The sequence below is a fragment of the Microcoleus sp. B9-D4 genome, from assembly GCF_036705105.1.
Lineage (GTDB): Bacteria > Cyanobacteriota > Cyanobacteriia > Cyanobacteriales > Microcoleaceae > Microcoleus.
The window spans coordinates 44770-60228 of sequence record NZ_JAUBTS010000016.1 but is presented as its reverse complement, the minus strand read 5'-3'; the positions used below and the strand labels follow the sequence as shown (position 1 = coordinate 60228).

The 15459-nt window shown below is 45.3% G+C and carries 12 protein-coding genes; 7 read left to right on the top strand and 5 right to left on the bottom strand.

Annotation, left to right across the window (positions count from 1 at the left end; genetic code table 11):
* Positions 1-930 precede the first annotated feature (930 nt).
* From QUB24_RS12470 to QUB24_RS12460, 3 genes are all read left to right on the top strand, one after another.
* The gene (locus QUB24_RS12470; protein ID WP_333153468.1) at positions 931-1323 is read left to right on the top strand and encodes a hypothetical protein; all 393 of its coding nucleotides are present in this window, start codon (positions 931-933) and stop codon (positions 1321-1323) included.
* A 317-nt stretch (positions 1324-1640) separates the two neighbouring features.
* Positions 1641-2018 (top strand): BON domain-containing protein, encoded by a 378-nt coding sequence (locus tag QUB24_RS12465; RefSeq protein WP_333153467.1) that lies wholly within the window; start codon positions 1641-1643, stop codon positions 2016-2018.
* Between the two features lie 88 nt (positions 2019-2106).
* Entirely contained in the window at positions 2107-2523 is a 417-nt protein-coding gene (locus QUB24_RS12460) for a DUF2294 domain-containing protein (protein WP_333153466.1), read from the top strand.
* Here the strand turns inward: QUB24_RS12460 and QUB24_RS12455 are convergent.
* Entirely contained in the window at positions 2492-2950 is a 459-nt protein-coding gene (locus QUB24_RS12455; RefSeq protein ID WP_333153465.1) for a response regulator, read from the bottom strand. The genes QUB24_RS12460 and QUB24_RS12455 overlap by 32 nt on opposite strands.
* A 545-nt stretch (positions 2951-3495) precedes the next feature.
* Here QUB24_RS12455 and QUB24_RS12450 point away from each other — a divergent pair.
* Both QUB24_RS12450 and QUB24_RS12445 read left to right on the top strand, forming a co-directional pair.
* A complete protein-coding gene (locus QUB24_RS12450; protein WP_333153464.1) occupies positions 3496-4299 on the top strand; it encodes a DUF2267 domain-containing protein in 804 nt (267 codons plus the stop codon).
* Between the two features lie 402 nt (positions 4300-4701).
* Entirely contained in the window at positions 4702-7335 is a 2634-nt protein-coding gene (locus QUB24_RS12445) for an EAL domain-containing protein (RefSeq protein ID WP_333153463.1), read from the top strand.
* Between the two features lie 115 nt (positions 7336-7450).
* Here QUB24_RS12445 and QUB24_RS12440 read toward each other — a convergent pair whose 3' ends face one another.
* Positions 7451-9103, bottom strand: coding sequence for an alpha-amylase family glycosyl hydrolase (locus tag QUB24_RS12440; RefSeq protein ID WP_333153462.1), 1653 nt, complete (start codon positions 9101-9103; stop codon positions 7451-7453).
* 484 nt (positions 9104-9587) lie between these two features.
* Positions 9588-10307, bottom strand: coding sequence for a response regulator transcription factor (locus tag QUB24_RS12435; protein ID WP_333153460.1), 720 nt, complete (start codon positions 10305-10307; stop codon positions 9588-9590).
* A gap of 397 nt (positions 10308-10704) precedes the next feature.
* Here QUB24_RS12435 and QUB24_RS12430 point away from each other — a divergent pair, with 397 nt between their 5' ends.
* A complete protein-coding gene (locus QUB24_RS12430; protein WP_333153459.1) occupies positions 10705-12573 on the top strand; it encodes a PAS domain-containing sensor histidine kinase in 1869 nt (622 codons plus the stop codon).
* A 248-nt stretch (positions 12574-12821) separates the two neighbouring features.
* Here the strand turns inward: QUB24_RS12430 and QUB24_RS12425 are convergent, their stop codons facing one another.
* Positions 12822-13349, bottom strand: coding sequence for an orange carotenoid protein N-terminal domain-containing protein (locus QUB24_RS12425; RefSeq protein ID WP_333153458.1), 528 nt, complete (start codon positions 13347-13349; stop codon positions 12822-12824).
* Positions 13350-13676: 327 nt separating this feature from the next.
* Here QUB24_RS12425 and QUB24_RS12420 point away from each other — a divergent pair, with 327 nt between their 5' ends.
* Positions 13677-14042, top strand: a complete 366-nt coding sequence (locus QUB24_RS12420) for a hypothetical protein (protein ID WP_333153457.1) — start codon at positions 13677-13679, stop codon at positions 14040-14042.
* A gap of 208 nt (positions 14043-14250) precedes the next feature.
* Here QUB24_RS12420 and QUB24_RS12415 read toward each other — a convergent pair whose 3' ends face one another.
* On the bottom strand, positions 14251-15429 hold the full coding sequence (locus tag QUB24_RS12415) for a glycerate kinase (RefSeq protein ID WP_333153456.1): 1179 nt from the start codon (positions 15427-15429) through the stop codon (positions 14251-14253).
* Between the last annotated feature and the right edge of the window lie 30 nt (positions 15430-15459).

The following is a 15459-nucleotide window of genomic DNA, read 5'->3' as shown; positions in this document are numbered from 1 at the left end:
TACAGTAACGGTAATTCGCCAACATCCCACATTAAACTTTTAGAGCTTTAGAGCCACTGCTCGGAATATCTAACGGGTAACAGGGACGAATGAGATTTTCACCAATTACCAATTACTGAGGTAGCAGCAGTCGTTAAAGCTGATGAAAGGTTCTACAAAGTTTGCCAGTCACAAACTATAAAACAAGTGCTGCCAAGACATAAGCAAAAATAATCATTGCTATTCTCGGCTCAAACTTGCCTTAAAGTCGCGGGAAAACCCAGTTGAATAAAGGATTCATGGTTCTGGTTTCCCTTGCCCTATAATTACAAGCCCATCCTCGCTCTTTCCGCATAAAATTACATCTTTCTACGGTATTATTCCTATCGGCTAAAAAATGTTTCTTTAGTTACCAATGTTAAATGTTCACCACGATTTATCTACTTATCAAAAGTTAAATTACTTTTCATAAACAGCGCTTAATAATTTTTAGTTACTTTAACTACATTTTTGATTTAAATCTGGCCTCCGCGTGCTGGTGCGTAGTGTCTACTACTAAATCCTCCGGCTGCCCACTGTACAGGTTACAACATAAGAGTTACAGGGTTAACTCTTAACAACGATGGCGACCAATCTGCCAAATTGTAAAAATCAATACTAATCACACTTATAAGTTCTGCAAACAAGGTATTCATAGCCGGTGCAATTGAATTCAAACTCTTCGCTTCCAACAACAAAGCAGCTACACTGCTCGGCTCCTTTTCTCAATGGGCAGAAATTCCGTTATAAAAAGATAAAAAGATCACAAAGGTTATTTCCGCACTAAAATTCAGGGCGTTGCTTAATCAGGGTAGGAAAAAAAATAAGTTGAAAATCCCGAAGCTTTGTAGATACTGGTTTCTATGACTTGGATATTTAGCCTTTCATACCATAAATCAGCAACGCCCGGTTTTGTTAGTCACAGCAGTAGGAATACCGATGCTGTGGATGGGCGAAGAGTTTGGACAATCTACTCAGCAAACTCCGAACCAGCCGAATAAACTGCAATGGTCTTTGTTGAAAAATCAGCCCAATCATGAGTTGTTGGAATACTACAAACACGTGATTCGGCTGCGGCAACATTTGCCGGCACTTTATACCGAAAATATTGAATTCATCCACGAAAATCCCGAAGCCAAAGTGCTGGCTTATTACCGCTGGAGCGATGAGGGAATGCGAGCAGTAGTTGTCGCTAATTTTTCGGATAATTATCTATCTGGTAACAGCATTCCTAAGTTTCCGGCTGGGAACTTGGCACGAGTGGATGTACAACAAAATCGTAGAAGTTGGGGAAGAAGGGTTTAAGTTTGATTTGCCGGAATGGTCAGCGCAAGTATTTGTTTGAGAGCGGGAGAATTATGTCTCCAGGCAGATGATCGGCACAGTTGTACAACAGTAAATTGTATTTAGGATGGGCGCACCCAACTCAACAAACCGGGTTTTTATACCGGGGTGGATGGCTGTAACGATACTTTTTTGTAAAAAAACTCGGTTTCTCCATCCAAGAGTGCGATCGTAATTCCTGGTATTGAGAATAACAATTACAGGGCGACTTGCCAACCGTGAATTAACAGGTCAATTAACACGTCAATTAACACAAACTTTGTCGGAGGACAAACTCTATGGGCTGGCTAAAAAGATTGTTTGGTTTAGAAAAACTTGAAAATCAAGAAACTGTTGACGCTCCTGCTTACCAAGCACCTGTAGCTCAATCTCAAGCTCAAGCTCAACCTGCTGCGAGCGCTCAGACAATCCCGCCGGAACGCATGGGCTTGAATGGAGAATACGATCAAAGCGGTTTAGCTAAACGGGTGGCTCAAGCTTTCGATGCAAATCCAGATGTTGCGGATATTGAGACTGTTTATGTGGCTCAACTTGGCACTACGGTGGTTCTCAAAGGTACAGTTCCCAGTCAGGAAATTGTCAACAAGTTGGTGACAATTGCTAAAGGTGTTAAGGGTGCAACTGGGGTGGAAACTAATCAAGTTACTGTCGGCTAACGCGCCGTTATTTATAACAGTTAGCAGTTAACTGTTAACTGTTAACTGCTAACTGTCTTTTTTATCTATCATGCTTTCAATAAAAAATATGACAGGGGAAACCTTAGAACCTACTCGGGGGAAATTAGAACGGACTCTTTCGCAGGGAATTCAAGCTTTGTACCGCTCTCAACTCGGACACCCAACGAGTCAGGCGCTCTGCAATCTTTTGGATAACAAATTGATAATAGTTGTCGAAAATGGGCTTACTCAACCCGAAAAACTGCTGGCTCAGAACGGTCAGGAAGATTTGGCGTTGCAGGTGCGGACACAATTAGAATCAGTTCTGGAATTGCCACTGAAAGAATTAATCCAAAAGGTTTTGGGCGTGGGAGTTACTGATTTGCTCCGCGATGCGACCTTGGAGACAGGCCGCACTGGAACGATCGCAATTTTGGACTCTGCACCTCAAGTTCGTGATTCTAATTATAAATCTAAAACTCAACCAAAACCATTTGAGAGTTGAGGTGCTGGCGGATAACTGTTTCTAAATCTTTGATGTTAAAAGGTTTGGAAAGGTATTCCACGCAGCCTGCTTCGAGAATGCGAGCGCGGTCTTCTGGTTTTGCTAGTGCTGTGATAGCAACAATCGGAATATGTCTGATAGCGGGGTTTTGTTGGACGCGCTTTACTACTTCCATACCGTCTATATCGGGCAGGCAAATGTCGAGTACGATTAGGTCGGGCTGTCGATCGACTGCTGCGGAAAGAGCTGCGTACCCGTCAACTGCTCCCACGCACTCGCAGCCGAATAAATCGAGTATTTGTGTCAGCAGCTCTAAGTTGTCTGGATTGTCGTCTACAGCCAACACTAAAGGACGCTTGTCAACCGGGGGTTGACCGCTAATAAAAGACGAGGATTCCAATTTATTGTTCCAATTAGGGTAGTTCATAAATGCCGATCGAAACGATCAAAAAAATTGTCCCCGAGGCATTCTTCAAGTGGCGCTGCGGCACTTGACACAGATTGGCTCGTATTTGTAGCTCTCCCATGACCAGTTTTTGGTCTAAGCCGATACAATATCGCTACAAGCTGCGGGCAAAAACGACCGCAGTTGATTCATTCCATAGCATCTGCTTAATTCTACCTCTCCCAGCGCCAATTACCAACTGAGGCCCTCTTGGTGCGTCAGCCTTGGTAAAAATACGCAATAAATACGAAAAATCTTACCAATAAAGCATCCTCGCTTAATAGCATTCAATAGTGGCGACAGCTTTTTAGGATATTAACCACATTAGACATGGGTTCCCTTACAAGGATCTACCTAAAGGAAGATTATAACCGATACTTAATTTTAATAACTTCCACCTGCTGAGAGATACTTGATTACTCTACTTTAGACTTCAATGTTTTTAAGTAGTAATGATCACAATTTAAGCCAGTAAAAAGATTCTGTTTTTACATGAGCTTTACCGGATATTAACCTAGGAGGTTTTAATGACAATTCCAATCAGAGACGACCTGACTTACATTTTGCTCAAAAAGATTGGCAGCGGCAACGGCAGGGGAGAGTCGGAAATTAGGAACGCAGCGGAAGAATATGTCGGTCACAAGGTGGCGGAAGCAGAATTGCTCGGTCATTTGGACTACCTCAACCAAAGGGACTTTATCAAAGCTCAGTTTAGTGGAGATCCTTACGGAGGAGCTGAGTTATTGCCGCCTTTAGTCGCATTTCAAGAAGCTGATTTAACCGAAAAAGGCCGCAAACTGTTAGACAAAATGGAGACGAATCCTCCGAGGTCGCTCCACCACGAAGGATCGGCAGTTCCTATCGCTTCAAAGGATATGCCGTTTTTGGAAAAAGTGATGGTAAACGGTCACTTGGAGGATATTTTTGATGCCCGCGACATTACCGAAATAGTGTACCGGGTCATGCGCGATGTGATGACAAAAGAAGCCATCGAGCACGTGGAATCTGAATTGCACAAAGAAGTTTTGCCTACGGATGACAAAACCCTGCAACAAGAAATAGCAGACCTCTGGAAAGATACCAATCCGCTGGTGGGATTGCTCAGCCGGGTGCGTCAACCTTTGACCGGCGAGCCTGCACCTTGGGGGATCGATGGCAATTTGTTTGCACGGAGGGTGGAACTAGAAGGCGCACTTCCTTCAGGAGTAAAACCGGAAACTGCGATCGCCGCTGTATTTTCGGCAACGAAGGATGAGCTGTCCGAGGAGCGAATTCAGGAAATAGCTGGCTTTTTGCCGGACAGAATTCGGGAAATTTGGGAGTCGGCTTAACGAGACCTTTTAAAGTATAAATACTTACCAGCCGGGTTGAGCAACCAGTATTCTCCCTCCAGAGGGCAGAATACTGGTTGCTCAACCCGGTTTCTCTAATACCTTTTGTCTGGTAGCTCTGCAATTGCTTTGTAGTGAGGACTAAAGTTTGATCGAACTCGCTCGGACTTTCGTCCTCACTAATTTTCTGATTGCTCTTTCCTTGCCTTGTAAGTGCTGTGAAAAACCCGGTTTATCACTGAAATTTGTCTAAAAAGTGGAAATATCCCCAGAAACAGAGTTTCGCGCTCTTGGGTTGGGTCAAGCCCCTAGACGGAACGAAAGTATTGTAATGTATAATACAGGGCAAGTTAAGACTGTGGCTCGCAAAAATGCTGTCAACAGCCCGGGAGATCAAAAGGCATGACCCGCACCAAAGTTACACAAATGTCACGATCGACTTTAGAACAAGAGATTTTACTCAATCGAATTACCAATCGCATCCGCAACTCTTTAGAACTCCAAGAGATTTTGACGACAACTGCCCGAGAAATCCGCAGCTTTTTAGAGAGCGATCGAGTAAAAGTTTATCGCTTTGAGACCGACGGTAGCGGTGAGGTAATTGCTGAGTCCATCAACGGCGACAATTTACCATCTATGCTGGGTTTGCGCTTTCCAGCAGGCGACATTCCCCAGAGTGCTCGGGAAATGTTTCTCAAAGCGCGGCAGCGAGTGATTGTAGATGTGGAATTGCAGCATCAAACAATTAATCGGTTAGATTGTCCCGAAACCGGTAAAACTTTAGCAGTTGAAGATATTACCTATCGTCCTGTAGACCCTTGTCACGCTGAATATCTGAAGGCTATGGGGGCACGTTCTTCTCTGACGGTGCCGATTTTGCATCAAAATCACCTTTGGGGGCTGTTGGTGTCTCACCATAGCCAACCGAAACGGTTTAGCGATCGAGAATTGAAAATGGTGCAATTGCTTGTGGATCAACTTTCAATTGCGATCGCCCAATCTTTTCTGCTGAGTCAAGCTAGACAGCAAGCGCGTGACGAAGCCGTTATCAACCAAATTACCAGTTTGCTGCATTCTCCTCTGGAACTAAACGAAATTCGGAAAGCAGTTCTCGAACAAACTGTCAAGCATTTGCGTGGTTCGGGAGGGCGACTCTACATTGCAGCCGAGTTTGGCGATCGACCCGCTTTGCTTTATACCTGTGGCCAGCAGCCCGCGGACATCGACCTGGAACTCAGCCCATTTTGGCAGCAGATTATGTGGAGGGCAAACCAAGACGATCCAGCACAAACTGCTAATCATAAAACCCAATTAGGTATTTTTGAAAATCTCTATTCCCAGCATTACAGCTCAATTGACACCAATATTTCCAGTTTTCTCGTACCGCACTTGTACGCAATTTCCGATATTTCTAAAGAACCTCAACTTAAATCTGTATCTGCCAATTTAGTCGCAGCTTCCATTCGATCATTTTTGGCAGTACCGCTGCAATATCGCCAACAGTGCATCGGCTGTCTCACCGTTTTTCGCAGCCCTATACAAACCGAAATTTTGTGGGCGGGCCGTTGCAGTTCGGACACCCGGAACGATCGTCCCCGACAGTCCTTTGCAGCTTGGAAAGAAATCAAAACCGGCGAAGCTCAAAAGTGGAGCAGCGAGGAACAGAAGCTAGCACAATCTTTAGGAACTCACCTGTACATGGCTGTAATGCAGAGGCGTGTAGAGGCGATGATCCGACATCAAGCTTCTCACGACCCCTTAACTGGTTTACCTAATAGATTACTGTTTAATGAAAGGCTGTCTTTAGCTTTAGCTAGCGCTCACCAAAATGGAGAAATGCTGGCGGTAATCTTTCTAGATTTAGATAGATTTAAAAATGTTAACGATACTCTCGGTCATCCTGTGGGCGATTTGTTGCTGCAAAGTGTATCTAGGCGTTTGACTAACTGTTTGCGCGTCGGGGATTCGATGGCTCGTTGGGGCGGAGATGAATTTACTGTGCTGCTGTACAATATCAACACCCCGGAGGAAGCAACTAAAATTTGCAAGCTAATTATCCAGAGTTTAAGCAGTCCTTTTGATTTTGAGGGTCTGGAACTTTATATTAAGGCTAGCTTGGGAATTGCGTTGGCTCCTTATGATGGAGAAGATGCAGAAACTTTGCTGAAAAATGCTGATGCTGCGATGTACAAAGCTAAACAGAAAGGTCGCAATAATTATCAGTTTTACACGCAGGCGATCGGCAGTAAAGTCTCCGAGGATCTTAACTTAGAAAATCATCTTTACAAAGCTCTAAAAAAATCTGAGTTTGTCCTGTACTATCAACCGCAAATAAATTTAAAGACTGGCAAAATAGTGGGCATGGAAGCTCTGATTCGCTGGGAGCATCCCGAACGCGGTTTGATTCCTCCAGATCGATTTATTCCCTTAGCTGAGGAAACAGGATTAATCTGCCAAATTGACGAATGGGTGATGCGGACTGCTTGCTTGCAAAATCGAGCGTGGCAGTTACTGGGATTGCCGCCGATGCGGATAGCGGTGAATTTATCAGCCCGCCAGTTTCTGCAACCTCACACGGTACAAATCATCGCTGAAATTTTATCAGAAACCAAGTTAAATCCCGAGTATTTAGAAATAGAAATTACCGAGAGCATTGCCATGACAGACGTGAGCTTTACGGTGTCGGTATTGCAGCAGTTGCAGGACATGGGAATTCACATTTCTCTGGACGATTTTGGCACTGGTTATTCTTCGCTGTGGTCTCTGAAAAACTTTCCCCTCAATAATTTAAAAATAGACAAATCCTTTGTGGCCGATTTGGTGACGGGCAGCAACGGTGCTACTATTGTGAAACTGGCGATCGCCTTGGGACAGGGCCTGAATTTACAGGTGATTGCTGAGGGAGTGGAAACAGCAGAACAGTTGGCGTTTTTGCACTCGCATCAGTGCGATATGGGTCAGGGTTACTTCTTTAGCAAACCAATACCGGCGGCGGCTATAACCCAATTGTGCCTAGAAAATCAATCTGGGAAATAATATCGATTCTGGTTGCACCGTCCGTGATTGTTGACTGTTGATTGTTGACTCACAGTGAACAGTCAACAGTCAACAGTCAACAGTCAACATCATTCCGGTGTAACCGGAAATGATATTACTGCCAAACAAACACTTTCGCTTCGTATTCCGGCAAGTCAATCATAATATTGTCATCGCCAGATTCAATATCATAATTCCCCGTCCATTCGTGCCAAGTTCCGTTGGCCGGGAAGTGGGGAACGCTGTAACCTGCCAGATAATTTTCCGACATATTCGCCACTACTACAACTCTCGAACCTTCATCGTTCCAGCGAGTGTAAGCAAAAACTTTCGAGTCAGGGTCTTCGTGGAAAAACTCGATGTTTTCTGTGTAAAGTGCTTGGTTATTTTTACGCAGGTGAATCAAGCCTTTGTAGTATTCCCACAAACCTTTATTCAGGTCATTTCCTAGCAGCGTCCAGTCAATTTTAGATTGCTCAATGGTTTTGGCTTTGTATTCGCCAAATTCTTCGCCCATCCAAATTAGGGGCACGCCAACTGCTGTCATTAACAGCACGGTTCCCAACTTTGCCCGCTTGAAGGCGGCTTCATCCAAAATTCCGCGCGAGCCCAATTCGGCAAAAATGCGATCGTGATCGTGATTGCTCAAATAATTGACTACATTCGTCGCACCCAAGTAACCTTGCCGCTTGCAGTCGATTACCTCTTTGAGGCGTTCTAAATCAAAATTGTCCCCGCAGAGTTGTGGAATTATGGAGTGATAGAAACTGTCGTGCCAGCAGCCGTCCATCGGCCCGTCTAGATTAGTGATGCTGGGCTCGTCGGGAATGTATTCGGCAACGGTATAAAAAGGTTTGGGGCCGGCGGCATTTTTGGCTTCTTGAACTACCCAGTGCATGAAATCGTAGTTAGCAATTTGTCGCGCCGCGTCGAAACGAATGCCGTCGAGATGATATTCTTGAATCCAGAAGCGGACTGTATCGCCAGCAAATCTGCGCGCCGGGAAAGTTCCTAGGTTTTCGTCATAGAATTCGTAGTTAAATTCCGGGCCCCAATTGTTATCTGGATCGCGGGGTTCGTGGTGATACCAATAATCGTGATCGATTTGAGTGAGGGGGCTCGACGCTTCCGAGTGGTTGTAAATCCCGTCCATGATGACGCGAATCCCGCGCCCGTGACACTCGTCTATCAGGTTTTTGAGTTCTTCTGTGGTTCCGTAGCTGGACTCGGCAGCGAAGAAGTAGCGGGGGTTGTAGCCCCAACTGTAGTCGCCTGGGTATTCTTTGAGGGGCATGAGTTCGATCGCATTGATGCCGAGTTCGACTAGGTAATCGAGTTTTTCGACGACGTGCTTGTACTGGCCGCGGGCGAAGGGATCATCTTCGCCACCGGAAAAGTCGGCAATGTGCATTTCGTAAATCACTAATTCGCGATCGGCCGGTAGCGGTTTATCGTCGTGTTTCCAAACATAGGTATCGATAATGCGATCGCCATCTTTGATCCGAACAATGCCGTTTTGAGTAGGATCGTCGATATCAGTGGCGTAGGGATCTACCACATCTACCCACTGATCTGCTTCCAGAAACCAGCTTTTCGACTGAACGCGGAATTTGTATTGATAAACGCCATCCTCCAACTCAACTCGCGTGCGGAAATAACCTTCTTCGTCCTTTTCCATCGGAATATCTTCCCAATTAGAAAAAGATCCAATCAAGGCAGCTCCTTTGTTGTAGGGAGCAAATAACTTGAATTCAATTGGGGCGGCCATAATACCTCTTTCTAAAATATTTCAGTAGCAGTTGATACTTTTAATTTCGCAAATTTAAGCGAACTCAGCATCACTCTACGGATATAATTTCTTTAAGGCTTAACTCTTCCTAAAAGTATCGTAATCTGGCCTCTGTCTCTGCCTTTTATGAAGTGAAATCGCGCAATATCGGCAGTGCGATCGAAATTTATCTAACTGGGGATCGCTCAACAATAAGTATTAGTAACAGGAGAGTTTTTTAACATCTATCTTAAGGTAGATTTACTGGTTAAATGATTTAAAAAAATATCTGTACTGGGATAGATCCGGCTTTTAATTTTAACTTTTTTTAACAATAAACAATTCGTGGGCTGGTGCACACTGCCTACCCTAATTTTTTGGTAACAATTAGTTAGTCGGTGTGCACTGCACACCCTTAATCAGTGACGGTAAGGTGCGCCCAGCGCACCCTACTTTTAACTTGATTTTGCCTGATGATAACGCTTCATCCAACCAAGCCAGAACGCAGGGCGAGAACGGCTGCCTGAGTGCGGTCATCAGCGCACAACTTGTTCAAAATATTGCGGACGTGAGTCTTGACTGTACCGACAGTAATGTAAAGCTTTTCGGCGATTGCAGCATTGCTGTAACCCTGTACGATCAGTTCCAAAACCTCTAATTCCCGCTCGGTTAAAGGGTAAGTCTCAATGATGTGACTAAACTCGGGTTCGGCTGCCTTAATTGTGACTCTTTTGCCCTCAGTCTTCGGTTCTTCCGGCGCGGGTTCCTGAGTGCGAGCTTGTTTCAGGACGATACGGGCGATCGCGGGATCGATCCAAGAGTTACCTTCGTGAGTTACTTTTACTACATCTAATAACTGATCGAAGCTAATATCTTTCATGCAGTAAGAGTCAGCTCCGGCGGCAAAAGCTGCCAGAACTTCTTCTTCATTGTCCTGAAAAGTCAGAATCAAAATTTTTGTATCGGGATCGGACTCCGCTACCGATTTCTTGAACTTTTGTGTAAGTTCAATGCCATCAAAATCCGGCAAGCCAATGTCTACAATTGCCACGTCAGGTTTTGAAGACTGAAGCAGTTTCAATCCCTCTGTAGCGTTAGCTGCATCCCCCACAACTTCTATCGTGTCACGCTGTTGTAAAGCTGTGCGGATGCCGACTCTTGTCAGGTCATGGTCTTCTACCAAAGCAACGCGAATTTTACTCATCTTTCTTCCAATAGTCCTCTAAACTTTTAAAATATCGTCAACTGACTCAGCTAAACTGAGTAAATTTGAGAATGTGTCCTGATTTAGGGTTTTACAGGCTGCACATCATTTTCAAGCATACTCATGCAGCCGCCAAGAATGCAAGTTAATTTTTAAGTTATTTTGCGGCGATGCCTGCACGAGCCAGATCGGGACAGGTAAGCTCTCAATGTTTCAATAGTTTAACTGAATTATCTCATTGTCCGCCCGTTGATAGAGGTAAGGATACCACTACCCAGATAAATTTAAAGTATAAAAAATTTTGATGCACTTGGGCCCTCAAAATCAATAAAGCTAGCAGCACGAGTCTTTAATCGGTGTTAGGGCTCTAGTCCAACGCTTATTTATATAACCTGTTATGACTCAGTATCACGGCAATAAGTCTTTTCCCTCGGAGTTTTCCGACTCGGAAATCTTACACAAAGTATCTGAAATAACATCGCCCCAACCCCAAGTTGGCGACTGCGAAACTCAGGACGATCGCCTGTGGTCGGCAATTCCTCACATTGTTTGGAAAACAAATGCCGACGGCTGGGCGACTTATTTCAGTCAGCGCTGGGAGGAGTACACCGGGGTACCAGCAGCAGAAGCTTTGGGTTTCGGGTATCTGGCGCGCGTCCACCCAGAAGACCGCCCTCGTCTATTGGCGAGATCGCACAGTTCTAAGTTCCCGCCGCCAAGCTACGAAATTATATTTCGTCTGCAGACGCGAGAGGGCACTTACCGCTGGAACGTGGCAAAAGGAGGGCCTGCTAACCCGGACAGTCAGGAAGTTTTGGAGTGGGTGGGAACCTACACAGATATGGAGCCGATCGAACAAACTCAACCCGAGCCCCAAGCAGAACCAGAGTTTTGGCGCCATCAAGCGCGCTCGGAAGCTAACTTCAAAGATGAAAAATGGTGCCAAGCCCGGACGGTAATAAAGGCTGGGGGGGAGTTACAGGTGATAGAGCAGTTTACAAATATATTGAGCCAGCGCGCGGGTAATTGGAATGAATTGTTGCAAGCCATCGCGGACGCGACTGTGGAGGCGATCGCAGGAGCGGAATTTTGCCTAGTTGCTCTTCTGGAGTCCGATTGCAGCGGTCTCAAACTCAGCGCTGTCGGGGGCACGGAAAACTTTGGTGGGGGCAAAACCCCGCACGTGCAAAACAAGCTGCTGTGGAAAGCATTTGCGACGGGAGAGTCTGTACTGTGGCGGTCGGAGTGCCGCAAAGGCTTGCTGCCGGCGGCGGCTTGTGCAGCGGCGATCGATTCAGGGCCAAGCGGGCGTTTGGGTGTGCTCGCCATCGGCAACGGGAAAGACAGCATGGCGATTGACGGGCATACTCAGCAACTGCTGGCGGTGATGGGAAAACAAGCGGCGATGGCAATTAACAACGCACTGGCGATCGAAAAATTAAAAAAGCAAGAACAGCTTTTAGACTTGCAAAACGAGCTGCTAATTCGCCAGCAGGAAGAACTGGAAAATCAGGGGCGACGCATTCAACAGCAAAAATTGGAACTGCTAGAAGCAGCCAAGTTAAAATCGCAATTTTTGGGCATTATGTCCCACGAATTGCGAACTCCGATGAATTCGATTATCGGCTTTTCCCAATTGCTGCTGCGCCAGCACAAACAACTGCTGACCGCCCAGCAAACCGAAATGGTGGGGCGCATTTTACATAACGGCAAAAATCTACTACTGCTGATTAACGATATCCTCGACCTCTCCAAAATCGAGAGTGGCCGCACAGAATTAAAAATTGAAAAATTTGATTTAGCGCATTTAGTAATGGATGTCGCCTTGGAATTCGGAAATCAAGCCACCGATAAGAATGTGGCATTGTCCGTCAGCGTGTGCTTGCAGCATCAGTTTATAGTTAATGACAAGTTGCGCCTGCGGCAAATTTTGGTCAATCTCGTTTCCAACGCGGTTAAATTTACGCATCAGGGCAGCATTTACATTGAGGTGCGGGAATTAAAGGGCGATCGGCTAATTATCACCGTTCGGGATACAGGAATCGGCATCTGTGAAACCGAGCTTCCCCACATTTTCGACAAATTCCATCAAGCCGACCAAACCACAACTCGCAAATATCCAGGCACCGGTTTAGGACTAGCGATTACTGCCTCTTTAGTCAAAATGATGAATGGCACAATTACTGCCGAAAGTCAACCCCAAAAAGGCTCGACATTTCGCATGGAATTCCAGCGAAAAGTTTACCCTAAAAAACTCATTTGCTGAGTAAAAACCTTTTTCTATTTATCAGAATAGCCGGTTTTCACGGCTCATACAAAAACTTTCGTCCCTCTCTAAGACACGAAAGAATAAATAGGACTAAGAGCAAAAAAAGTTTTACCTACTAATTATAGCGGTAGGATGCGCCGAGGCGCACCCTACATATAGAGGTTTTGGGTAATTCCTTTATTCTTGAGTCCCTCTCTGCTAGGAGGAGAGTTTGTGTAGGATAGGTTGCAACAGCAGACTCTTATCTAAAGACTAGAAGTTTTCCCTACTTCTGCCTGAGTAGCAATTGGTTTAACATCGGTGTAGCCCATATTATTAGCTACGTCGCGCAGCACTGTAATTTGCTGTTCAAAATCAAGACCTTCGATTTGACCCAACACGCCATTCACCGCCTCAGTTGCCTCATATCCTTCGGGAATATCGACAATTGTTTCCCCCATACCAATAGCCCAAGCATACCAAACCACCAACTGATTGTTAGCAGTTAAAGCTCCGTAAGCGTGAGAATACGGCGTGTCGTCGCGGTTGACAATCCCTCGCATTATATTCAGTTGTTGGTCATGGGAAAGCTTGTAAAAATCATCCAGCAGCATGGGAGCTAATTGTGGGTCGGCAGCGGCGGGAGCTGCTGGTGTAACTGAATCTCCCATTTTTTCATAAACAAAGTAGAGCAGCGCCAGTTTTTCATCTGTACCCAACCCGTTGATTGTCTGAACGATGTTTTGAGTGTCGTTGGAGAGAGAGTGAGGATGGGTCGCGGCGGGTGAGTTCATAAACAAAATGCCTTAAAAATGCTTTCAGAATATATAAATATCAACATTTGTAAGTGCCAGTCACCATCCCGAAGAGGTAATACGATTTTAGATTTTAAATTTTAGATTTTAGATGAAAGAATTGAGAAGGACAGATGATGTATGGGTTTGGAGCTTGCATATAGTTACATTAGTTTAGGAAAATCCTGTAATGTTGACCAGCCACATTAGAATAAATCAGCCTTGAGATAGAAGCCCGCGATACATCTACGGGTAGATGAAAAAGCAACGAAATAGAATCACAATAAATACAGTAAATTGTTAAATAAAACTAGCAAGGAGTCGGCTATGTCTCAAATCAATACAGAACCAAATAACACTGAAAGCTTTGACGCTCAGCAGATCACTGAAAGCGTGGAAGCTGGAGAACAAAAGTTGCCGACAGTTGATGTATCAGCAGACTACGAAGCTTCAAAAGAATTCAGCGTTAGTGACATCGATCGCACAGGTGCCGGCGCTCAAGCTGCCGCCGCTGCAACTGCACCTAAATTTCCTATTCCTGCTCCTAAAGATATCGCAAAGCCTGCAGATACAAGCGGCAATCCCGCTGATTTTCGTTCGATGGCTCACGACATTACGCCTGCAGGTACACCGGGCGAAGTTAGCGACGATTTGATGCAGAAAGCGATCGATCTTGGTACTCCCGGCAGCTAATTTAGCAATTCTCAATCCTCGATGCAAAACCTCTGTATTGTAGGGTGCTTATGGCGCGCCTTACCCCTCTAATTCGCGCGTCAAACCACTTTTTGCATAACTCCTGAATGCTCAAGTGAGTGCACGATAAGCTGCAATACAGTAGGGACATAAAAAAGTTGTGTCCTTAAAAGCTGCAATACAGTAGGGACACAACAAGGTTGTGTCATTAAAGCGTTAATTTTAAGTCGATCGCCCGACAAATTTTGCCGACAGTGCGATCGCTCATAATTTCAATTACTAAATCCACGCGATCGCCCTCCACCATCGACTTAATAAATAACTCGGGATGCAGCGCTTTCCAGAAATATTCGACAAACCGATTAATTTCAGCTTCTGACATTCCCGACTTTCCCGTAGCCATCATTTCCCGTTCCGCCTGATTGCGCCACACTTGAGAAATGCGATAATCTTGGGGATACAAAACCATCAACCGATCTAATCGGTTCCACAGCGGCAGATAGTCGTGCAGCTTCGCATTCATATCGCGCGCAAACTGACAGTCGCTTTCTGTGGAAATCGGAAACGGTGCAGTCGCCAAAAACTCGTTCAATTTGGGTTCAACGACTGGATTCACGCCGACAAACCAACCTTCAAAAAGTACAATATCCGCACCGGAAATAATTTCGGGTTGACTTCTATCTCCTGCACCTCCGTAGGCAGATTTGTCAAACCTGGGAATTTCTATATTTTTAATTATATCCGGTTTGATGGCATTAGATTTGGGATTCTCAACTGCTGCTAAACTGGGAGTTTGAGAAGCGCGCAACTTGTCTAAAACTGCGATTCCCAAGTCAATATCGTGAGTGCCGGGGGGGCCGCGCCAAATTAAACGCGGGTCTGCTTTTTGGAGTTGTTGGCGATCGGCATAAGTCTTGTAAAGATCGTCTAAAGAAAGGCTGACAGTAGAATATCCCAATTTTCCCAGAATCAGGCTTAAAACTTGGCATAAAGTAGTTTTTCCCGTTCCTTGCCCTCCTAAAATTCCTTGAATTAGAGGACGCTTTAAACTTTGTTTGGCAGTCGATAATTGCATTGCCAGCGGCAGCCAAAGATTCCACAAAGTTTCGAGGAAAATAGTTGACTTTAGGGGGAAAGTATGCAGCTCGTCAATAATAGAAAAGAATAAATCGGTTTTGCGGCGGACAACATCGGCTACACTGTCAGGAGTAATGCCAAAAGCGCGCGATCGCAAATCATCTGCAAGTTCCCAAAAAGCCAGGTGCTCGAAGTCGGGAGCGATCCTCTTCGAGGGCTTCGCTAACGGGCGATCCTCTTCGAGGGCTCCGCTAACGCCGGCTTGCCACCGATGTAAAATTTCAACAGGGGTTACAGTCGATCGAGCCATATCCTAAAAACTCTCTATGCGAGGGCGGGT